Annotated in this window: 21 protein-coding genes; 9 read left to right on the plus strand and 12 right to left on the minus strand. The window is 62.8% G+C overall.

All coding sequences use genetic code 11. The features are described from left to right. Nucleotides 1-79: 79 nt before the first annotated feature. Nucleotides 80-265 (plus strand): hypothetical protein, encoded by a 186-nt coding sequence (locus tag J2X35_RS10940; RefSeq protein WP_310185273.1) that lies wholly within the window; start codon nucleotides 80-82, stop codon nucleotides 263-265. Between the two features lie 102 nt (nucleotides 266-367). Here J2X35_RS10940 and J2X35_RS10945 read toward each other — a convergent pair whose 3' ends face one another. After that, nucleotides 368-553, minus strand: a complete 186-nt coding sequence (locus tag J2X35_RS10945) for a hypothetical protein (protein WP_310185274.1) — start codon at nucleotides 551-553, stop codon at nucleotides 368-370. Between J2X35_RS10945 and J2X35_RS10950 the strand changes: the two genes are divergently transcribed. From J2X35_RS10950 to J2X35_RS10975, 6 genes are all read left to right on the plus strand, one after another. Further along, complete coding sequence (locus tag J2X35_RS10950; protein WP_310185278.1) at nucleotides 552-1304, plus strand: FadR/GntR family transcriptional regulator; 753 nt, start codon at nucleotides 552-554, stop codon at nucleotides 1302-1304. The genes J2X35_RS10945 and J2X35_RS10950 overlap by 2 nt on opposite strands. Nucleotides 1305-1368: 64 nt before the next feature. After that, nucleotides 1369-2274, plus strand: coding sequence for a 5-dehydro-4-deoxyglucarate dehydratase (gene kdgD / locus J2X35_RS10955; RefSeq protein ID WP_310185279.1), 906 nt, complete (start codon nucleotides 1369-1371; stop codon nucleotides 2272-2274). A 74-nt stretch (nucleotides 2275-2348) separates the two neighbouring features. After that, the gene (locus tag J2X35_RS10960; protein ID WP_310185281.1) at nucleotides 2349-3857 is read left to right on the plus strand and encodes an ABC transporter substrate-binding protein; all 1509 of its coding nucleotides are present in this window, start codon (nucleotides 2349-2351) and stop codon (nucleotides 3855-3857) included. 79 nt (nucleotides 3858-3936) lie between these two features. Beyond that, entirely contained in the window at nucleotides 3937-4851 is a 915-nt protein-coding gene (locus J2X35_RS10965) for an ABC transporter permease (protein WP_310186122.1), read from the plus strand. A 17-nt stretch (nucleotides 4852-4868) separates the two neighbouring features. Next, the gene (locus J2X35_RS10970; protein WP_310185283.1) at nucleotides 4869-5786 is read left to right on the plus strand and encodes an ABC transporter permease; all 918 of its coding nucleotides are present in this window, start codon (nucleotides 4869-4871) and stop codon (nucleotides 5784-5786) included. Further along, nucleotides 5783-7438, plus strand: coding sequence for an ABC transporter ATP-binding protein (locus tag J2X35_RS10975; protein WP_310185285.1), 1656 nt, complete (start codon nucleotides 5783-5785; stop codon nucleotides 7436-7438). Before J2X35_RS10970 ends, J2X35_RS10975 begins: the two co-directional genes overlap by 4 nt. Before the next feature lie 57 nt (nucleotides 7439-7495). On the opposite strand, the gene gshB is transcribed toward J2X35_RS10975, so the two are convergent. After that, entirely contained in the window at nucleotides 7496-8434 is a 939-nt protein-coding gene (gshB, locus tag J2X35_RS10980; protein ID WP_056113952.1) for a glutathione synthase, read from the minus strand. 239 nt (nucleotides 8435-8673) lie between these two features. Between gshB and J2X35_RS10985 the strand changes: the two genes are divergently transcribed. Together J2X35_RS10985 and J2X35_RS10990 are read left to right on the plus strand one after the other, a co-directional pair. After that, a complete protein-coding gene (locus tag J2X35_RS10985; RefSeq protein ID WP_310185287.1) occupies nucleotides 8674-10020 on the plus strand; it encodes an EAL domain-containing protein in 1347 nt (448 codons plus the stop codon). Between the two features lie 33 nt (nucleotides 10021-10053). Continuing rightward, on the plus strand, nucleotides 10054-10821 hold the full coding sequence (locus tag J2X35_RS10990; RefSeq protein WP_310186123.1) for an SDR family oxidoreductase: 768 nt from the start codon (nucleotides 10054-10056) through the stop codon (nucleotides 10819-10821). A 23-nt stretch (nucleotides 10822-10844) separates the two neighbouring features. Here J2X35_RS10990 and J2X35_RS10995 read toward each other — a convergent pair whose 3' ends face one another. The 10 genes from J2X35_RS10995 to infC form a co-directional block, all read right to left on the minus strand. Further along, complete coding sequence (locus J2X35_RS10995) at nucleotides 10845-12503, minus strand: FAD-binding dehydrogenase (protein ID WP_310185288.1); 1659 nt, start codon at nucleotides 12501-12503, stop codon at nucleotides 10845-10847. A gap of 44 nt (nucleotides 12504-12547) precedes the next feature. Further along, nucleotides 12548-13546 carry a Gfo/Idh/MocA family oxidoreductase gene (locus tag J2X35_RS11000; RefSeq protein ID WP_310185290.1) on the minus strand — a complete coding sequence of 333 codons (999 nt, stop codon included), beginning with the start codon at nucleotides 13544-13546 and terminating at the stop codon, nucleotides 12548-12550. A gap of 113 nt (nucleotides 13547-13659) precedes the next feature. Beyond that, nucleotides 13660-16065, minus strand: coding sequence for a phenylalanine--tRNA ligase subunit beta (gene pheT, locus J2X35_RS11005; protein WP_310185291.1), 2406 nt, complete (start codon nucleotides 16063-16065; stop codon nucleotides 13660-13662). Next, on the minus strand, nucleotides 16062-16478 hold the full coding sequence (locus J2X35_RS11010) for a GFA family protein (RefSeq protein ID WP_310185293.1): 417 nt from the start codon (nucleotides 16476-16478) through the stop codon (nucleotides 16062-16064). Before J2X35_RS11010 ends, pheT begins: the two co-directional genes overlap by 4 nt. Next, nucleotides 16475-17572, minus strand: coding sequence for a phenylalanine--tRNA ligase subunit alpha (pheS, locus tag J2X35_RS11015; protein ID WP_056113935.1), 1098 nt, complete (start codon nucleotides 17570-17572; stop codon nucleotides 16475-16477). The genes J2X35_RS11010 and pheS overlap by 4 nt, the downstream gene beginning before the upstream one ends. A 204-nt stretch (nucleotides 17573-17776) precedes the next feature. Beyond that, the gene (rplT, locus tag J2X35_RS11020; RefSeq protein WP_056113932.1) at nucleotides 17777-18178 is read right to left on the minus strand and encodes a 50S ribosomal protein L20; all 402 of its coding nucleotides are present in this window, start codon (nucleotides 18176-18178) and stop codon (nucleotides 17777-17779) included. Nucleotides 18179-18203: 25 nt separating this feature from the next. Beyond that, complete coding sequence (gene rpmI / locus J2X35_RS11025; RefSeq protein WP_056113929.1) at nucleotides 18204-18407, minus strand: 50S ribosomal protein L35; 204 nt, start codon at nucleotides 18405-18407, stop codon at nucleotides 18204-18206. Nucleotides 18408-18567: 160 nt separating this feature from the next. Then, a complete protein-coding gene (locus J2X35_RS11030) occupies nucleotides 18568-18867 on the minus strand; it encodes a hypothetical protein (protein WP_310185296.1) in 300 nt (99 codons plus the stop codon). Between the two features lie 12 nt (nucleotides 18868-18879). Continuing rightward, nucleotides 18880-19521: an isoprenylcysteine carboxylmethyltransferase family protein gene (locus tag J2X35_RS11035; protein WP_310185298.1), complete on the minus strand. Its 642-nt coding sequence runs from the start codon at nucleotides 19519-19521 to the stop codon at nucleotides 18880-18882. A gap of 117 nt (nucleotides 19522-19638) precedes the next feature. Beyond that, nucleotides 19639-20175: a translation initiation factor IF-3 gene (gene infC, locus J2X35_RS11040; protein ID WP_082542576.1), complete on the minus strand. Its 537-nt coding sequence runs from the start codon at nucleotides 20173-20175 to the stop codon at nucleotides 19639-19641. Nucleotides 20176-20216: the final 41 nt, after the last annotated feature.

Below are 20216 nucleotides of genomic sequence, written 5' to 3' on the forward strand. Positions count from 1 at the left end.
CGCAGCGGATTGTCCGCAACCCAGAATGATCATCAAGGCGAAGACAAGCATAGTTCAAGGGTCAAATCAAGAACATTTCATGAACGATCTCACGCATGAGATGCATACTGGTTGCGGCTGGTTGTGGCGCTGGAACATCCACGTCAGCACCGCAAAAAGTCAGCGGAGCCCGTCGGCGTACGGTCAGCCATCGGTCGGCACGCAGCCGCTGAGAAGCGGCGCGACGCTGATAAAGCCCGACCGGCAACATTTTCATAGTGATTAGGCATCGGCTCCCTCCGCGCTGCGTCATGTCGATGGCGTACCTGACCGCAAGCAGATGACAAAGTCTGACCGGGTCCAGGAGATGGTAGCCTAGGTCAGAAGGTCACGAAACAAATGCCGCGGATCCGGTGTCGAAGGAGAAGGAAAAGCCCGCCCTGCCGGCGCCGAGCGGGTGATAATTCAACAGCGCCGTTTTACAAATCCGGCTTTCCTCCATAAGATCAATTGCGATCCGGATTCGTAATTCATAGTACGACTTTATCTTTTCGATCGCCTTGGAGGGTGTCATGCAAGGATCAGATCGGCAAGGCGCGCGCCGTACTCTGTCGTCGCGGGTATCCGATGCCCTGCGGGCGCAAATTGAAGCCGGCTATTACGCGCCGGGCGACAAATTGCCGACCGAGCCCGCGCTGATCGACCGGTTCGGCTTCAGCCGCACCGTGATCCGCGAAGCCATTGCCGCCTTGCGCGCCGACGGGCTGGTCGAATCCCGCCAAGGGGCCGGCGTCTTCGTCATCGGACCGCGCCAGACGGATCCGGCGCTGAAGCTGTTCACCAGCGAGACCGACAAGATTTCCGATATCATCGAGGAACTGGAGCTTCGCATCGCTATCGAGGTCGAAGCCGCGGGGCTGGCGGCGGCAAGGAGTTCGCCCGCCCAGGAGGCCGAAATCCTGGCACAGGTCGATAATTTCGCCTCGCTGGTCGCGCAAGGAGGCTCGACCGCCGAAGCCGACTTCCATTTCCACATGGCCATCGCCACGGCCACCAACAATGCCCGCTTCCGCACCTTTCTCGAGCATGTCGGGCGCCGCATGATCCCCCGCGTGAAGTTCCGCACGGTAATGGGCGGGGTCGATCCGCTGCCCAGCCGGGACGAGCCAATCCTGCGGGAGCATCGGGAGATCGCCGACGCGATCCTGGCGCGCGATCCGGAACGGGCGCGCGAAGCCATGCGTCGGCACCTCGTCACCGGCATCAAGCGCTATCGCTCCCTGACCTCCTGGAGACCGAACCAGAAATCCGACGGCCAAGGTTGACTCATCTTAAAAGTCATCATATGAATTTTCTCGTCATAAACGAAGGAAGACGAGAGGGAATTCGTTGTCGCCGGAAGAAATCAAGTCGCGTGTCGGTTCTGGACTGCTGTCCTTTCCGGTAACCCACTTCACCGAGGAGCTTGGGCTCAATCTCGAAAGCTACCGCCGCCATGTCGAGTGGCTCTCGGGCTTTGAAGCGGCGGCGCTTTTCGCCGCTGGCGGAACCGGTGAGTTCTTCTCGCTTTCGCCCGACGAGGTCGGACAGGTCACCCGGGCGGCAAAGGAAGCCTCGGGAGACGTGCCGATCATCGCCGGTTGCGGCTACGGCACATCACTTGCCGTGGAGACCGCCCGGATTGTCGAGGCTGCCGGCGCCGATGGCATGCTGCTGTTGCCCCATTATCTGATGGAAGCGCCGCAGGAGGGCATTTTCGCCCATGTGAAGGCGGTCTGCGATTCGACCGGCCTCGGCGTCATCCTCTACAACCGCGCCAATTCAGTCGCCAATGCCGACACCGTCGCGCGCCTGGCCGAGGTGTGCCCGAACCTGATCGGTTTCAAGGACGGCACCGGCAAGGTCGATCTGGTGCGCCACGTCACCGCCAGGCTTGGCGATCGGCTGTGCTACATCGGCGGCATGCCGACCCATGAGCTTTTCGCCGAAGGGTTCAACGGCGTCGGCGTCACCACCTATTCATCCGCGGTCTTCAATTTCGTGCCCGAACTGGCGCAGCGCTTCTACCGCGCCCTGCGTGCGGGCGACCGGGCGACGATGGAGGAAATCCTGCACAGGTTCTTTTTCCCGTTCGCGGCGCTGCGCGACCGCAAGGCCGGCTACCCGGTTTCGATCATCAAGGCCGGCGTCGACCTGGTCGGCTATACGCCGGGCCCGGTGCGCCCGCCGCTGGTCGACCTGGCCCCTGACGAACGTGAGGCGCTGCGCGGGCTGATCGAGGCCGCGCAAGGCTGATCCAGCCGTTTTCCAGACGCCGGGAGGACGGTGTCCCTGCTTAAAAGTTCATTGTTTCAATCGGGAGGAATGCAATGGGAAGTGCAAGTATTCGAATCATGGCAGGTGCCCTGCTCGCAGCCGGCTGGGCCGGCTCGGCCATGGCGCAGAACGCAACCGAGGTCCGCATCGTGCTGCCGGAACAGCCGGCGAACCTGGAGCCCTGCGGCACCATCATCACCAATGTCGGCCAGATCCTCAGCCGCAACGTGGTCGAGCCGCTGACCGTCATCGACGCGGCGTCCGGCCAGCCGAAGCCAAGCCTGGCGACGGAGTGGAAGCAGGCGGATCCGAACACCTGGACGCTCAAGCTGCGCGAAGGGGTGAAATTCCAGGACGGCGCGCCGTTCAACGCCGAGGCGGTGAAGTTCTCCATCGAGCGCATGACCGGCGGCAAGCTGACCTGCAGCAACATCGCCAAGTTCGGCGACGCCAAGCTGACGGTCAAGGCGATCGATGATCTGACGGTCGAGATCAAGTCGGACAAGCCGCAGCCCATCCTGCCTACCCTGCTCAGCGTCGTCATGATCGTCTCGCCGAACACGCCGGTGGACAAGGCGGTCAACGATCCGGTCGGAACCGGGCCGTTCAAGCTTTCCAGCTTCACGCCGCAGACCGTCGTGATCGACGCGTTCGACGGCTATTGGGGCAAGAAGCCGGCCATCACCAAGGCGAGCTATGTCTGGCGTCCGGAATCGTCCATCCGAGCCGCCATGGTCGAGACCGGCGAAGCTGACCTTACGCCTTCCATCGCCGCACAGGACGCCAGCAATCCGGAAACGGATTTCGCCTATCTGAACTCCGAGACGACGGCGATCCGTATCGACGCCGGCTTTGCGCCACTGGACGATGTTCGCATCCGCAAGGCCCTGAACCTCGCCATCGACTGGGAAGGCCTGGGGCAATTGTTTGGCGCCGACGCCAAGCGCGCCTCGCAGATGTCGGTCCCCGGCATCAACGGCCACGACGACAAGCTGGAGCCATGGCCGTACGACGCCGAGAAGGCGCGCGCGCTGATTGCCGAGGCCAAGGCCGCCGGCGTGCCGGTCGATACGGAGATCGAACTCATCGGCCGCAACGGCATCTACCCGAACGGCGCCGAAGCCATGGAAGCCATGATGGCCATGTGGCAGGATGTCGGGCTGAACGTGAAGCTGACCATGCTCGACGTGAACGACTGGCTGCGTTTCCTGCAGAAGCCATTCCCGGAAGGCCGCGGTCCGAACCTCCTGCAGATGATGCACGACAACAACAAGGGCGACGCCGCCTTTACCATCCCGATCTTCTACACCTCGAACGGCAGCTATTCGACCGTCAGCGATCCTGCGCTCGACAAGCAGGTCGCCGAGGCGATGGCCTCCACCGGGGAGGCTCGCACGGCGAACTTCAAGGCCATCTTCGACAAGGTGCGCAACGATGTGGTGACCGACATCCCCATGTTCCATATGATCGGCTACACCCGCGTCGGCAAGCGCCTGGACTGGAAGCCGGACATCACGACCAACAGCGAAATCCCGCTGGCCAATATCGGCCTCAAGAACTGAGCGACCGCAACAAGGGCGAAGCGCGGGATGACCCTCCGCGCTTCGCCTGACCTTAAAGCGAATTCAGAGGCTCCGCATGATGCTCGGCTATATCGGGCGGCGGGCATATCACAGCATCCTTTCCGTGATCGGCCTGTTGACGCTCGTCTTCTTCCTCACCCGTTTGACCGGTGATCCGTCGGCGCTCTACCTTCCTCTGGATTCCAGCGTCGAGGCCCGCGAAGCCTTCGCGCGGCTGAACGGGCTGGACCAGCCCCTTTACGTGCAGTTCTTCCAGTACCTCCGCGACCTGCTGTCGTTCGATTTCGGCGAGTCGCTGCGGCAACACCGCTCGGCCATCGACGTGGCGCTGGAGGCCTTTCCGCAGACGCTCAAGCTTGCGGTCGTCGCCATGACCCTGTCGATCCTGCTGGCCATTCTCGTCGGCGCCCTCGCCGCCGCCCGCCCCGGCAGCCTGTTCGATCGCGTCACCGGCCTGGTCTCGCTGGCAGGCGCCAGCACGCCGGATTTCTGGATCGCCATCGTCGGCATCCTCGTCTTCGCGGTCGGCCTGGGTCTCCTGCCGACTTCAGGCACGGGAAGCATCCTTCACTGGATCATGCCGGTCTTCGTCCTGATGCTGCGTCCGTTCGGATTACTGGTGCAGGTCGTGCGCGGCACCATGATCTCGGCGCTGGCATCGCCCTACATCAAGACCGCCCATGCCAAGGGCATGAAGCGGCGCAAGATCATCTTCGGCCATGCGCTGAGGAACTCGCTGCTGCCGGTTATCACGGTGGCGGGCGATCTCACCACCGGGCTGATCAACGGAGCCGTGGTCGTCGAGACCATTTTCGGCTGGCCGGGCATCGGCAAGCTGATGATCGACTCGATCATCCAGCGCGACTTCGCCGTGGTCCAGTCGACGATCCTGGTGACCGCAATCGCCATCTTCATCGTCAATATCGCGATCGACCTCCTCTATGTCGGTCTCGATCCACGCATCCGCTACTAGGCCGGGAGAGCGCGACGATGACCGATCTGACCTTGCCATCGCGGAAGTCGCCGGGGAACCTGCGGCAGCTGGCGATCTACCTCACCCGCGACAAGCTTGCCCTGGTCGCGGCGCTGTTCCTGGCGCTGCTGCTGCTCTGTGTCCTGCTCGGGCCGCTGCTGGTCGGCGAACAGGCCGCCAAGCTCGGTCTGCGCCAACGCAACCTGCCGCCCTTTTCGGTGCAACAGGGCTGGCTCTACGTACTGGGAGCGGACACGCTGGGACGGCCGATCCTGGCCCGGCTCATCGTCGGCGCGCAAAAGACGCTGACCATCGCCGCCGCCGCCGTTCTCTGCTCGATGATCGTCGGCGGCACGCTCGGCCTCATCGCCGGCTATTCCGAACGCTGGTACAGCCATGTCATCCAGCGGCTAGCGGACGTGATCATGAGCTTTCCCTCGCTGCTCCTGGCGCTGATCGTCCTCTATACGCTCGGCCCCAGCATGCTCAATCTGATCATCGTGCTGGCCATCACACGCATGCCTATCTTCATCAGGACGGCGCGCGCCGAGGTGCTGGAACTGCGCGAGCGCATGTTCGTCAGCGCCGCCAGGTCGATGGGTGCGAGTTCGACGAGAATCCTGTTGCGGCACATCGCGCCGCTGGCACTGCCGACGCTGGTGACCATCGCCGCGATCGACTTTGCCACGGTGATCCTGACGGAATCCGCGCTGAGTTTCCTCGGTCTCGGCATCCAGCCGCCGGACTTCACCTGGGGCGCCATGGTCGCCAACGGCCGCGGTTACCTGGCGACGGCCTGGTGGATCGCGTTCTGGCCGGGCCTGGCCATCCTCCTCACCACCCTGTCCCTGAACATCCTGTCCAGCTGGGCGCGAACCGTGGCCGACCCTCAGCAACGCTGGCGGCTGCAATCCTTGAGAAAGACCGCGCGATGACGGCGGCAGGCAAACCCATCCTGACGATCGACGGGCTGACGGTGGATTTCCTGTCGGAAGGTGATCCCGTTCGCGCGGTGGACGACGTGTCGTTCAACGTCTGCCCTGGCGAAACGCTCGTCATCCTTGGCGAAAGCGGTTCGGGCAAAAGCGTCAGCACCGGCACGGTCATGGGACTGATCGACTGCCCGCCCGGCGATATCGTCTCGGGTTCCTTCGTGTTCGACGGAACCGACCTGACGCAACTGGACGAGAACGGCCGCCGGGAACTGAATGGGCGGCGCATCGCCATGATCTTCCAGGACCCGCTGGCCTATCTCAACCCCGTCTACACGGTCGGGCGGCAGATCGCCGAGGTCTTCGAGAGCCACGAAGCCGGCGAAGGACGCGCGGTTCGGGACAAGGTGATCGCGCTGCTCGAGCGCGTCGGCATTCCTGAAGCGGAAAAGCGGACCGACTATTATCCGCATCAGTTTTCCGGCGGACAAAGGCAGCGTGTGATGATCGCCATGGCGATCGCGCTCAAGCCCGACATCCTGATCGCCGACGAGCCGACCACCGCCCTCGATATCAGCGTGCAGGCGCAAATCCTCGATCTGCTGCGCGATCTGCAGCAGGAAACCGGCATGGCGCTGATCATGATCACCCATGATTTGCAGGTGGCGGCCGCCATGGCGGATCGCATAATCGTCATGAATGCCGGCAGGATCGTCGAGGCCGGCAAGGCCGAGGACGTGTTCAAGCGGCCCGAGCATGCCTATACCCGGCGGCTGATCGCGGCCCTGCCGCACGAGCAGTCCAGGGACACTCCGCGCCCGGCCGGCCGGCAGAATGAAACGCTTCTGCGGGTGGAACATCTGAGCAAGCACTACGCGCTCAAATCCGGCCTGTTTTCAGCCAAGCGCGAGTTCCGGGCCGTCGACGATGTCAGTTTTGCCGTCCACCGCGGCGAGACCGTAGGGATCGTCGGCGAATCCGGTTCCGGCAAGTCGAGCATCGCGCGGATGCTGCTGCGTCTCAACGAGCCGATCTCCGGTCGCGCCATCTTCGCCGGCGAGGACATCTTCACACTGGAAGGCGCAGCGCTCAACCGGTTCCGGCGTCGGGTGCAGATGGTGTTCCAGGACCCGTTCGGCTCGATGAACCCGCGCATGAACGTCAGCTCCATCATTTCCGAACCCTGGGCGATCCATCGAGACATCCTGCCGCGGCCGCAATGGAATGACAGGGTGATTGAGCTTCTGGAACTGGTGGGGCTCAAGGCCGAGCATGCCGAGCGCCATCCGCACCAGTTTTCCGGCGGCCAGCGGCAGCGCATCGCCATCGCCCGCGCGCTCGCCAGCGAGCCGGAGCTGATCGTCTGCGACGAGGCGGTCTCGGCGCTCGACGTATCGATCCAGATGCAGGTGATCGGGCTGCTGGCCGATCTTCGCCAGCGGCTCGGCCTGTCCTACATCTTCATCACCCACGACCTGCCCATTGTCCGCCAGTTCGCCGACCGCATCCTGGTGATGCAGCAGGGCAAGGTGGTCGAGGAAAACCAAACGGAAGCGCTGTTCGCCTCGCCGCGGCATGCCTACACGCGGACACTTCTGCAGGCCGTCCCACAGCCGAAATGGCAGCGCGAGAACACTGCAGTTCGACCCGCCTAGAACTGACCGGGTGGTCTCGTTTCGACAGACCCTTCGAAGGAACGCGCCGTGCTGCCGTCAGCGCTTGGCTTCGACCGCGTCCCAGAAGAGCGCGGCGATATCGGCGCCGCCGAAACGCTTCACCTCGCGCACGCCCGTCGGCGAGGTTACGTTGATCTCGGTCATATAGTCGCCGATGACATCGATGCCGACGAGAATGAACCCGCGCTCCTTCAGCGAAGGGCCGATGCGCTCGCAGATCTCGCGTTCGCGTTTCGTCAGTTCGGTTTTCTCGGCGCGGCCGCCGACATGCATGTTGGAGCGCGAATCATGCTCGGCCGGGACCCGGTTGATGGCGCCGACCGGCTCGCCGTCGATCAGGATGATGCGCTTGTCGCCCTTACGGACGTCCTTGAGGTAGCGCTGGACGATGAAGGGCTCGCGGAACATTTGTGCGAACATTTCGAGCAGCGAGGCAAGGTTGCGGTCGACTTCATGCAGATGGAAGATGCCGGCGCCCCCATTGCCGTAGAGCGGTTTGACGATGATGTCGCCGAACTGCTTGCGGAAATCCGCGACCTCCCGAACATCCTTGGTGATCAGCGTTTCAGGCATCAGGTCGGCAAATTCGGTGACGAAAATCTTCTCGGGGCTGTTGCGCACCCAGGCCGGGTCGTTGACCACCAGCGTTCCGGGGTGAATGCGTTCCAGAATGTGGGTGGTGGTGATGTAGTTCATGTCGAAGGGCGGATCCTGGCGCAGCAGCACCACATCCATTTCGGCCAAGTTGGTGCGCACCTGCTCGCCCAGCGAATAGTGAGCGCCCTTCTCGTCGCGCACGCTCATTTCCTCGACGCGAGCGAAGACTTCGCCGTCCCGCAGGGAAAGCCTGTCGGGCGTATAGTGAAAGAGCTTATGGCCGCGCCGCTGCGCCTCAAGCGATAGCGCGAATGTCGTGTCGCCGGCGATGTTCACGGTTGAGACATGGTCCATCTGGACGGCGATCTTCAGCGGCATTGGCGGGTTCTCCGGACGGCGGGTCTGCCGTCATGTACCGCCTTGCCCGCCTTCTGCCAATCGAGACGTTTTGAACGCAGGGATAAGAAGCCATGAACCGCTGCGTTCAACGCCGGCGCACAGAAGGATAACCGCGGCAACCATAGGAGATTTGCTGGCAAAATGGGCGCTACGATACTTTTCCTAAAGAGTTTTCTGTCAGCTTCGGAAAAAATGCTGAAATGCACACAGGGACGCCGATGCAAACGTCGTTTGGCACCGGGCAGAAAATCAAGGAAACGACGGATCTGGTGCTCACCGATTCGCTGACGGGACTTGGCAACCATCGCCGGTTCTACGACAAGATCGAGCGTCTCATCAACGACCGCTCCGACGACCCGGCGCCTTTCGCCGTCGCCATCCTCGATCTCGATGGCTTCAAGCCGATCAACGACCTGTTCGGCCACAAGGCAGGCGACGATATCCTGGCCCAGGTCGCGATGCGGCTGCGCGCCTCGATGGACAGTTATTCGGCGGTTTGCCGCATCGGCGCCGATGAATTCGGTTGTCTCTTTCCGATGGTCTTCAGCGAAGACGCGGTGCTGAACAAGGCGCGGATGCTGATCGAAATCCTGTCGGCGCCTTACGATGTCGGCGATCGAACCGCCAGGCTTTCGGCCTCGGTCGGCTGTTCGCTCTTCTATTCGGGCGATGAAACGACGGAAATCCTCGTCAACAAGGCCGAGACCGCGCTTTACCATGCCAAACGGTCCGGCCGCGGTCAGGTCTTCGTCTACACAAGGTCGATGGAAGAAGCGGCCAAGCGGGTCACGCGCATCGAACAGGCGCTGCGGCGGGCGATTTCCGCGGGTGAGGTGGAGCCCCACTTCCAACCCATCGTCGACCTGAAGACGCGCCGCACCATCGGTTTCGAAACGCTGGCACGCTGGACGGACCGCGATCTTGGCGTGGTCTCGCCCGCGGTCTTCATCCCCATCGCCGAAGAACGCGGCATTATCGGCCCGCTTTCGCAACTCGTTCTGCGCAAGGCGACCGAGGCCGCGAAAAGCTGGCCGAAAGACCTGTTTCTGGCTTTCAATCTGTCGCCGTCGCAACTGGTCGACCAGAATACAGGGCTGCACATCCTTTCCATCCTCGACCGCAGCGGCTTCGACCCTCGGCGGCTGGAGATCGAGATCACTGAAACCGGCCTTATGAACGATCCGGCCTCGGCGGAGAAAATCCTCGAGGACCTGCGCCGCGTCGGCATCCGCGTCTCGCTCGACGATTTCGGTACCGGCCAGTCCTCGCTGGGGCGGCTGCGCGAGTTCCATTTCGACAAGCTGAAGATCGACCGCACCTTTGTGTCCTCGATCCTCGACGACCGCCCCTCCGAACACATCATCCGCGCTATCCTCGCCATGTGCGAAGGACTTGGCATGGACGTTGTGGCCGAAGGCATCGAGCAGGAGGCACAGGCCCAACGGTTGATCGAGTTCGGTTGCCGTGGCGGACAGGGCTATCTTTTCGGCAAGCCGGCCGATGCCGACGCTACCCTCGCCTATCTGCGCGATTCTTTCCGCAACCCCCGGCATGCCGCCGTGTAATCTGCGCCTGGCTTACGGAGAAATGTGACCGCCATGCTGCCGTCTGCTCGATTCAGCGACCTCGAAGGCGCCTCCGTGCTCATCACCGGCGGCGGCTCCGGCATCGGCGCGGCGCTGACGGAAGGCTTCGTCAGGCAGGGCGCGAAGGTCGCCTTCATCGACATTGCCGACGAACCCAGCTCGGCGTTGTGCGAAACGCTGGCCGAAGCCACGGGCAACCGCCCGCTTTATCTCCGCGCCGACCTGACCGATGTCGGGGCGTTGCGCGACGCGGTCGGCCAGGCTGCCGCCCGGCACGGCGCCGTCACAGTGCTGGTGAACAACGCCGCCAATGACAGCCGCCATCCGGCCGAGGAGGTTACCGAAGAATTCTGGGATGCGAACCAGGCCATCAATCTGCGACCGCAATTCTTCGCAGCCCAGGCGGTGGTCGGCGGCATGAAGGAAACCGGACGCGGCTCCATCGTCAATTTCACCTCCACCGCCTTCATGCTGAACATCGGCGACATGCCATCCTACACGGCGGCCAAGGCCGGCATCATCGGGCTGACCAAAGGGCTGGCCGGGCGTTACGGAAAATACGGCATCCGCGTCAACGCGATCGCACCGGGCTGGGTCATCACGGAGCGGCAGCGCGCGCTGTGGGTGACGGAAGAGAGCCTGAAGAAGCATGTCGACTGGCAGGCTATCCCACGCGAGATGGTGGCTGACGACATAGTCGGTCCCTGCCTGTTCCTCGCCTCGGATGCATCGCTGATGCTGACGGCGCAGACGCTGATCGTCGACGGCGGAGTGCTGTAGGCAGGCCAGCTCCAGCCGGGTGGTTAGCCGACTGTCTGCGCCGCAGCCCGGCCGGCGCTTCTGCCTGAAAAGATGCAGCCGCCGAGGAATGTGCCTTCGAGCGCCGCATAGCCATGGACGCCGCCGCCGCCGAAGCCCGCGACCTCGCCTGCTGCATAGAGTCCGGCCACCGGTTGGCCGTCCCTCCCCAAAACACGGCTGTCGAGATCGGTTTCAAGCCCTCCCAGCGTCTTGCGGGTGAGGATGTTAAGCCTGACCGCAATCAACGGCCCGTTCGCAGGATCGAGCATCTTGTGCGGCTTGGCCGTGCGGATCAGCCGGTCGCCGAGATAGGCACGGGCGCCACGCAGCGCCGTCACCTGCATGTCCTTCGAGAACGGATTGTCGAGTTGCATGTCGCGCGCATGGATTTCCCGCTCCACCGCCTCTAGCGACAGGAGCGGCTCGCCGCCGGCCAGTGCGTTCATGCGTTTCACAAGCGCCGACAGATCGCGCTCGACGATGAAATCCTCGCCCTTGTCCATGAAGGCCCGGACCGGTCCAGGAATTCCCGACGTGGCGCGGCCGAGCACCTGGCGCCAGCTCTTGCCGGTCAGGTCGGGATTCTGTTCCGATCCCGACAGAGCGAATTCCTTGCGGATGATCTTTTCGGTGAGAATGAACCAGGAATAGTCAAAGCCGGTGCTGGCGATGTGGCCCAGCGTCGCCAGCGTGTCGAAGCCGGGATAAAGCGGCACCGGCATGCGCTGCCCGCGCGCATCGAGCCAAAGCGACGACGGCCCGGGCAGGATGCGGATGCCGTGGCCGGTCCAGATTGGCGCCCAGTTTTTGATGCCCTCGACATAGTGCCACATGCGATCACGATTGATGAGCCGGCCGCCGGCCGTCTCGGCGATGGAAAGCATCCGCCCATCGACATGATCCGGTACGCCGGTGATCATCCGCTTCGGCGGCTGTCCCAGACGCGAAGGCCAGTTCTTGCGAACCAGTTCATGGTTCGCGCCGATGCCGCCGGAGGTCACGATAACTGCCTGCGCCTTGATCTCGAAATCCCCGACGACTTCGCGGGAGCTTTTTTCGCCGCGTCCGACGCCGCTCGGCTCCAGCACCGTTCCGCTGACGCCCTCGACCGCCGATCCGGTGCGGATCAGTTCATCGACGCGATGACGAAAGCGGAAGCTGACCAGCCCCTGTTTCACCGCCTCGCGCGCGCGCAGCACGAACGGCTCCAGCACGCCCGGTCCGGTACCCCAGGTGATATGAAAGCGCGGCACCGAATTGCCATGTCCCGTGGCGTTGCCGCCGCCCCGCTCGGCCCAGCCGACGACGGGGAAGAACTTCATGCCGCGCTGCATCAGCCATGAGCGCTTTTCGCCCGCAGCGAAGGCGACATAGGCCTCGGCCCATTTACGCGGCCAGTGGTCCTCCTCGCGGTCGAAAGCGGCGGTGCCGAGCCAGTCCGACAGCGCCAGTTCATGCGAGTCGCGGATGCGCATGCGCCGCTGTTCGGGCGAATCGACCAGGAACAGGCCGCCCAGCGACCAGAACGCTTGCCCGCCCAGAGACTGCTCCGGCTCCTGATCAACGATGATGACCTTCCGACCGGCTTCGGCCAATTCCGCCGCTGCGACCAGTCCGGCGAGGCCGGCCCCGACTATGATGACATCGGCATCGTTGGCCATCAGCTATCTCCCCCAAGAGCCGGAAACGTTGACGTGATTGAAGGCTAGACCGTCTCCCAGCCATCCTTGCCGCCGGCACGGAATATCGCGTCGATGACCTTCTGGTTGAGCACCGATTCCTCCAGCGTGAACACCCTGTCGCCACCGCCATGCGCCGCCCGCGCGAAGGTCTCGACCTCGAGCCTGTACTGTTCGGTGCCCGGAAAACGGAAGACCTGCGTCTCGGCATGGTTCTGGCTGTGCAGTTCGATGCGGTGATGGTCGTAGAGCCCGGCATTGAAGGGCGACGCGACCTCGATGAACCCCTTGTCGCCGTGGAAGACCATGGTCTGGCGCGCGGCCATTTCGGTCGACAGATAGAACGACAATTCGAAATCGCCGAAGTCGGCGCGGATGGATGAATAGGAATCGGTGCCGAAAGCGCCGCGCTCCACGGTCGCCTGCACGCGGCTCGGCTCCTTGCCCGTGACAAAGCGCGTGGAAACCGTCGGGTAGACGCCGATGTCGGGCAGCGCGCCACCGCCGAGTTCGGGCTTGTTGCGCATGTTCTGCGGATCGACATTGTAATAGGTGAACGCGCCCTGCACATGGCGCAGACGTCCGATGGCGCCCGACGCCACCAGTTCGCGCACCTTGATCCATTGCGGATGGTAGATGACCATGAAGGCTTCGCAGACCTGCACCTTCTGTCCCGAAGCAGCCCGCCTGTCACGCAGCGCGATCAGCGGCTCAATCTCCTCGGCCTTCAGCGCCAGAGGCTTCTCGACCAGCACATGCTTGCCAGCCTCGATGGCCTTGGCGGTCCATTCGACATGCTGCGAGGTCGGCAAAGGGATATACACGCCGTCAATATCCGGCGACGCCAGCAATTCCTCATAGGAGCCGAAAGCGAACTGGGCGCCGAAACGGTCGGCCAGGGCGCGCGCCCTCGCCTTGTCGCGGCTGGCTATGCCGGAAAGCACCCCGTTTTCCGCGCTGGCAATGGCCGGCAAAAGCTGCTCGCGGCCAATCTTGGCCGTCGAAAGGACACCCCAACGAAACATGCAATTTCTCCTACAATATGCTCAGGCGAAGACTTGCCTGAATTGGAGGAAAAAGCCAATGCAGCTGCCGCGAGGCGGGCCTTCCGATGCGTAAGCTGGTTCAGGCGGCGGCATCAGCCCCGCAGCACGCCGCCGGTTTGTTTGCCAACGCTGTCGACGATCCGCTTGGCCAGCGCTTCGAAATCCTCGTCGTTCAGGGTCTTTTCAGCCGGCTGGATCGACACTTCGATGGCGACGGATTTCTTGCCCTCGCCCAGCGATGCCCCTTCGAAGATGTCGAAGACGGAGACTCCGGTGATCAACTTCCTGTCGGCGGAGAGTGCGGCGCGGGTGAGCGTACCCGTCTCGACGGCCCGGTCCACGACGAAGGCGAAATCGCGCTTGACTGCCTGGAAGGCGGACAACTCCAGTTTCGGCTTGGTGCGCGTCGCCTTCATCTTCGGCTCAGGGATAGCATCGACGAACACTTCGAAGCCGCAGAGCGGGCCTGAGACGTCCAGCGTTTCGAGGGTCTTCGGATGGAACTCGCCGAAGGTGCCGAGCACCACCTTTGGCCCGAGCTTGATGGTGCCGGAGCGGCCGGGATGATACCAGGCGGGACCGCCGGCCTCGATCTGCAGCCGATCGACCGGCGCACCGCAGGCTTCGAGCACGGCGAGCGCATCGGCCTTGGCGTCGAACACGCCGACCGGCGCGGCATTGCCGGACCAGTCCCGCCCCGATCCCTGAAGGCCGGCAGTGCCACGGCGCACGCCTGCGGCCACACGGCGCTGCGCATCGGGCACGTCGCCTTCATACGTTCCGGAAACCTCGAACAGGGCCACGTCACCGAAGCCGCGGTCGGCATTGCGCTGCGCGGCGGATACTAGCCCCGGCAGCAGCGAAGGCCGCATATCCGACATGTCGGCGGCGATCGGATTGGCGAGCTTGAGCGCCGGCTGACCGCCGCCGAAAAGTTCGGCGTGCCTCGCCGGAATGAACGACCAGGTGACAGCCTCCATCATGCCGCGCACAGCCAGCGCGCGCTTGGCGGCGCGGGTACGGATCTGCAGGACGGTGAGGATCTTGGCGTTGACCGCATGGTGGCTGGCGAGAGGCTGCGAGGCGATCTCGTCGACGCCGTGCATGCGCATGATCTCTTCGACCAGATCGGCCTTGCCGTCGACATCCGGGCGCCAGGAAGGGACTGTAACGTCGACGCGGTCGCCGTCGCCCTTGGGGGCGAAGCCGAGCCGCTTGAGGATGTCGAGGCTTTCGGCCTTGGGCACATCGAGCCCGGTCAGGCGTTTGACCTCCGACAGCGGGAAGGACACGATTTTCGACTTGTGGCCGGCATAGCCGACGACTTCACTCTCGGTCGGTTCGCCGCCGCAGAGATCGAGCACGAGCTTCGTCGCCAATTCCAGGCCGGGAACCATGAACTCAGGGTCGACACCCCGTTCGAACCGGTAGCGCGCATCGGTAATGATGCCGAGAGTGCGGCCGGTTCGGGCGATGTTGAGCGGTTCCCACAGTGCCGATTCGATCAGCACCTCGGTGGTGTTCTCATCACAGCCCGAGTGCTCGCCGCCCATGATTCCGGCGATGGATTCGACACCCTTGTCATCGGCAATGACGCACATATCCGGCGTCAGCGTGTATTCGCGGCCATCCAGCGCCAGCACCTTCTCGCCGTCCTTCGCGCGACGGACGACAAGGTTGCCCGCTACCTTGGCGGCGTCGAAGACATGCAGCGGCCGACCGCGGTCGAAGGTGACGTAGTTGGTGATATCGACCAGCGCGTTTATCGGGCGCAGTCCGATGGCGATGAGCCGCTGCTGCAGCCATTTCGGCGACGCGCCGTTCCTGACGCCGCGCACCAGCCGAAGTGCGAAGCCGGGGCAAAGCTCGGACGCGGCGATCTCCACCTTGACCGGACATGCGCCCTTGCCGGGTACTGGTTCCACCGGGGGCGTCTTCAGCGTGCCGAGGCCGCTGGCGGCGAGGTCGCGGGCGATGCCGTAGACGCCGGTGGCGTCCGGCCGGTTTGGCGTCAGATTGATCTCGATGACCGGGTCGTCCAGATGCGCATAGGTAGCGAAGCTGGTGCCGACCGGCGCATCGTCCGGCAGGTCGATGATGCCGTTGTGGTCGTCCGACAGTTCCAGCTCGCGCTCTGAGCACATCATGCCGTGGCTCTCGACGCCACGGATCTTGCCGACGGCAAGCGTCACATCGATGCCGGGAACATAGGTACCGGGCGCGGCGAATGCGCCGATCATACCGGCCCGCGCGTTCGGCGCGCCGCAGACCACCTGAATGGGATTGCCTGAGCCGGTGTCGACCGTCAGCACGCGCAGGCGGTCGGCGTCCGGATGCTGGACCGCGCTGACGACCCTGGCGATAACGAATGGCTTCAGCGCCGCCTTGTCATCGACATGCTCGACTTCGAGGCCGATGGACGTCAGACGTTCGACGATCTCTTTGAGCGTTGCGTCGGTATCGAGATGATCCTTCAGCCAGGAAAGGGTGAACTTCATTGGTATGCCCCATCGGGTCGTTGGACGCTGCTCTTGAGGTGCCTTGGCAGGCTGTCCGGCATGTGAAGAAAAGGAAGCTGCTCGCGTACATAGGAATGGTGCGTCGGCCTGAAATAGGCCGGCATGTCGAAGACGCCGAGCATGAAATAGATCTGGTTCTCCAACCGCGCGTCGACATAGGCGATGGGCGAACCGCAATTGCCACAGAACGAACGCGTCACAGCACCGTTCTCGAACGCTTTGAGCGCGCTGCCATCAATGGCCACCTGATCGGCCTTGAAGCCGACAAAGGCAGAGACCGGCGCGCCTGACGCCCGGCGGCAGTCAGAACAATAGCTGACATGCGTCGATTCGGCGGATGCCTCGAACCGGACCGCGCCGCAGCGGCAGCCGCCGGTGTGCGTTGCGTTCACGAACTCAGACCTCCGAACAGGGTCGGCATGTCGAGCGGGCGGAAGCCGTAATGCTGCAACCAGCGCACATCGGCGTCGAAGAACGCGCGCAGATCCGGCATGCCGTATTTCAGCATGGCGATGCGGTCGATGCCCATGCCCCAGGCGAAACCCTGATACTCGTCCGGGTCGAGGCCGCCATGGCGGATGACGTTCGGATGCACCATGCCGCAGCCGAGGATTTCCATCCAGTCGCTGCCTTCGCCGAAGCGCACCTCGCCGGGGCGCGAGCGGTCGCACTGGATGTCGACCTCCAGGCTCGGCTCGGTGAAGGGGAAGAAGGACGGGCGGAAGCGCATCTTGACCGATGGCACCTCGAAGAAGGCCTTGCAGAACTCCTCCAGCACCCACTTCATGTTGGCGACATTGGCAGTCTTGTCGATGACCAGGCCCTCAACCTGATGGAACATCGGCGAATGGGTGGCGTCTGAATCCTGCCGGTAGGTCTTGCCGGGGATGACGATGCGGATCGGCGGCTTCTGCGCCTCCATCGTGCGGATCTGCACGGGCGAAGTATGGGTGCGCAACAGCTTGCGTTCGCCGTTATCGGCCGGATTGAAGAAGAACGTATCGTGCATTTCCCGCGCCGGATGCCCCTCCGGGAAGTTCAGCGCGGTGAAATTATAGTGGTCGGTCTCGATATCCGGCCCCTCGGCTATGGCGAAGCCCATGTCGCCGAAGATCGCGGTGATCTCGTCGATGACCTGGCTGATCGGATGGATACGGCCGCGCTCCGCCGGCGACTGGCGCACAGGCAGGGTGACGTCGACCTTTTCCAACGCAAGCCGTTGGGTAATCGCGGCGTCCTTCAGTTCACTCTTACGTGCCGCGAGCGCATCGGTGACGCGGGTCTTCAAGCCATTGATGGCAGGGCCCTTGGTCTGGCGTTCCTCGGGGGTCATAGGACCGAGTGTCTTCAGGAGTTCGGTGACGGCGCCCTTCTTGCCCAGCGCCGCAACGCGCACGGTTTCGATGGCGGCTTCATCGGCGGCCGCGGCTATGTCGGCAAGCAGCGAACTCTCAAGAACGTCGAGGTTTCCAGCGGTGGCGTTCACGGCGAAACTCTTTCGGATCGGGCAAAACCGCCAATCTGGCTGGGGCTTCGCCATTTCGGTTACATGCGATCAAAGAAAAACCCGCGCCAGCCTAGCCGGCGCGGGTTTCCCAAATCAGAAAAGCGAATGCTTGGGAAGCGCGGCGGGCTTTCCTATGTGCATTTATCCGACGCGGGAATTGCTTCGCAACCCGCTGGAAAATGCTCAGGCAACAGCGCTTTCAAAAGCGTTCGGCGTGGTGTTCTTCAGATATTCGAGCGCAATCTTGGCCTTGCCAACCAGAGCGGCGAAAGCCTGCGGCTCGTGGATGGCCATGTCGGACAGCACCTTGCGGTCGATCTCGATCCCGGCCTTGTTGAGGCCGTCGATGAGACGGGCATAAGTCAGGCCGTGCTCGCGAGCGGCGGCGTTGATGCGCTGGACCCAGAGTGCGCGGAAGTTGCGCTTGCGGATCTTGCGGTCGCGATAAGCGTACTGCAGCGACTTTTCCACCGCCTGCTTGGCGATGCGGATGGTGTTCTTGCGGCGGCCGTAGAAACCCTTGGCGGCTTTCAGGACCTTCTTGTGCTTGGCGTGGGAGGTGACGCCTCTCTTTACACGTGCCATGTCATGATCTCCTTATATCGCGCGCTTACAGGCCGTTCGGCAGGAAGTTCTTGATGATCTTCTTGCCATCCGGTTCGGCCAGAACCATCGTTCCGCGGGCATCGCGAATGAACTTGTTGCTGCGCTTGATCATGCCATGACGCTTGCCGGCCGCAGCCGACTTGACCTTACCGGTCGCCGTGATCTTGAACCGCTTCTTGGCAGCGGATTTGGTCTTCATCTTGGGCATTTTGCTTCTCCTATCGAGGCTTTGACGCCTCCGTTTTGTTGTTTTCAGACCGACCAAAGTCCGAAAAGCAAATGAAACCGCCACGGCATGCCCTGCCGGGCGGTTTTTTGGGAACGCGGCCCTATACTGCAAAGCAGCGCGGCGCGCAACACCTTAACCTTCAGGGAAACCAGAAGGGCTTGTCGATTCCCCGGCTCCAAAGACTGGCAAATTCTGATGGCGAGATTTCTTCAAGGTGGTCTCTAGCATGGACCAAAAACGGCTGATCGGTAAGAGAAGGACAGATATCTCCATTTCGCTCCTCCAAAGCGACGCTATTGCGCTCAATCCGGCCATCCTGGAAGATATGAAGGGAACGAATGATGTTGTCGGCTACAACATCAACCTCATAGTAAAGCCATGCAGGCTCATCGACCGGCACGATTTCGTCTGGCCAGCGCCCCTTGTAACATCGAAGCAAGGACGCCTCCTGTTAGGGCAGCCTGAACAACACCGGCAGCGTCCCCGAAATCTGCCAGGCATCGATCATCTCGAACACCGGCATGGCGACGAGGAAGACGAGGCCGTCGAGCAGCGTCGTGAGAAGAAGCTTTGGACGGAAGCTGCCAGTCTCGCCTTCGCGGTAGAGTGCGAAATCCGGCCAGAAGCGCGGCACCGCGCGCAGGTAGGCCTCATAGGGTGCGCCAAGCGCCTGCTTCAGGAACTTTTCCTCGCGCAGGATGACAAAATGAAAGGCTACGGCGCACAAGAGCGCAAAGCCGATCAGTGCGACAATGGAACCCATCTGGGCGCCGACGCCGGCGGCGGCCATCGACGAGAACAGATAAAGCGGATTGCGCGTCATCGAATACGGTCCGCCCGTAACGATTGTTTCGGCCTTGCGGCCGCCGATGTAAAGCGTCGACCACAGACGTCCGATGATACCGAGGAAGATCAGCAGCACGCCGGTCATCTCCACGGTTTCGTGCATCATGGTCTCCGGCGGAAACAGGGATTGACCGAAAAGCAGCGCCGCGAACAACAGCACCACGAGGACGGCCAGCGTTAGCCGGCGCAGCGACTGGAAACGGCTCAGCGCCTTTCCGGATGGCTGTACGACGGCTTCCTGTTTCATGCGAGCATTCCGGTTGGTGAAGGCTGAAAGACGCTGCCTTTAAGGAGAGAAAAAGGCGCTTTCCCCAGACGGAAAGCGCCTCCTCCCAAATCCGCTGGCCAAATCCGCCGGGGTCAATCAGCGCGGCGCCAGCACCATCATCATCTGGCGGCCTTCGAGCTTCGGCTCGGCCTCGACCTTGGCGATGGTCGCGACTTCCTCGCGCACCTTGTTCAGAAGCTCCATGCCAAGCTCCATATGGGCCATTTCGCGGCCGCGGAAACGCAAGGTGAGCTTGACCTTGTCACCTTCCTCGAAGAACCGGCGCACCGAACGCATCTTCACTTCGTAGTCGTGGCTGTCGATGTTCGGGCGCATCTTGATCTCCTTGATCTCGATGACCTTCTGGTTCTTGCGTGCTTCCGCCGCCTTCTTCTGGTTGGCGTATTTCAGCTTGCCCAAGTCCAGAATCTTGACGACAGGCGGCACCGCGTTCGGAGAGATCTCGACCAGGTCGAGTCCTGCTTCCTCGGCGAGCGTCAATGCGTCGCTGGTGGACATGTCACCGTGATTTTTGCCTTCAGCGTCAATGAGCTGGACGCGGGGGACACGAATGTCCCGGTTTGCGCGCGGGCCATCCTTGGTGGGCGCCGCTGCTTTAAAAGGTCTGCGAATGGCCGTGGTCTCCTCGAGCCGTTTGGGTAAAGGGTTCAGAA

The organism is Mesorhizobium sp. BE184 (assembly GCF_031457045.1).
Taxonomy (GTDB): Bacteria; Pseudomonadota; Alphaproteobacteria; order Rhizobiales; family Rhizobiaceae; genus Mesorhizobium.

Coding starts and splice junctions, on each gene's coding strand:
- J2X35_RS10985 (WP_310185287.1), top strand. CDS start 8,674: ATGCAAACGTCGTTTGGCACCGGGCAGAAAATCAAGGAAACGACGGAT.
- pheT (WP_310185291.1), bottom strand. CDS start 16,065: ATGAAGTTCACCCTTTCCTGGCTGAAGGATCATCTCGATACCGACGCA.
- J2X35_RS10945 (WP_310185274.1), bottom strand. CDS start 553: ATGACACCCTCCAAGGCGATCGAAAAGATAAAGTCGTACTATGAATTA.
- rplT (WP_056113932.1), bottom strand. CDS start 18,178: ATGGCACGTGTAAAGAGAGGCGTCACCTCCCACGCCAAGCACAAGAAG.
- J2X35_RS10975 (WP_310185285.1), top strand. CDS start 5,783: ATGACGGCGGCAGGCAAACCCATCCTGACGATCGACGGGCTGACGGTG.
- J2X35_RS10995 (WP_310185288.1), bottom strand. CDS start 12,503: ATGGCCAACGATGCCGATGTCATCATAGTCGGGGCCGGCCTCGCCGGA.
- J2X35_RS10960 (WP_310185281.1), top strand. CDS start 2,349: ATGGGAAGTGCAAGTATTCGAATCATGGCAGGTGCCCTGCTCGCAGCC.
- J2X35_RS11035 (WP_310185298.1), bottom strand. CDS start 19,521: ATGAAACAGGAAGCCGTCGTACAGCCATCCGGAAAGGCGCTGAGCCGT.
- J2X35_RS10965 (WP_310186122.1), top strand. CDS start 3,937: ATGCTCGGCTATATCGGGCGGCGGGCATATCACAGCATCCTTTCCGTG.
- J2X35_RS10950 (WP_310185278.1), top strand. CDS start 552: ATGCAAGGATCAGATCGGCAAGGCGCGCGCCGTACTCTGTCGTCGCGG.
- J2X35_RS10940 (WP_310185273.1), top strand. CDS start 80: ATGAACGATCTCACGCATGAGATGCATACTGGTTGCGGCTGGTTGTGG.
- J2X35_RS10990 (WP_310186123.1), top strand. CDS start 10,054: ATGCTGCCGTCTGCTCGATTCAGCGACCTCGAAGGCGCCTCCGTGCTC.
- J2X35_RS10970 (WP_310185283.1), top strand. CDS start 4,869: ATGACCGATCTGACCTTGCCATCGCGGAAGTCGCCGGGGAACCTGCGG.
- J2X35_RS11000 (WP_310185290.1), bottom strand. CDS start 13,546: ATGTTTCGTTGGGGTGTCCTTTCGACGGCCAAGATTGGCCGCGAGCAG.
- gshB (WP_056113952.1), bottom strand. CDS start 8,434: ATGCCGCTGAAGATCGCCGTCCAGATGGACCATGTCTCAACCGTGAAC.
- rpmI (WP_056113929.1), bottom strand. CDS start 18,407: ATGCCCAAGATGAAGACCAAATCCGCTGCCAAGAAGCGGTTCAAGATC.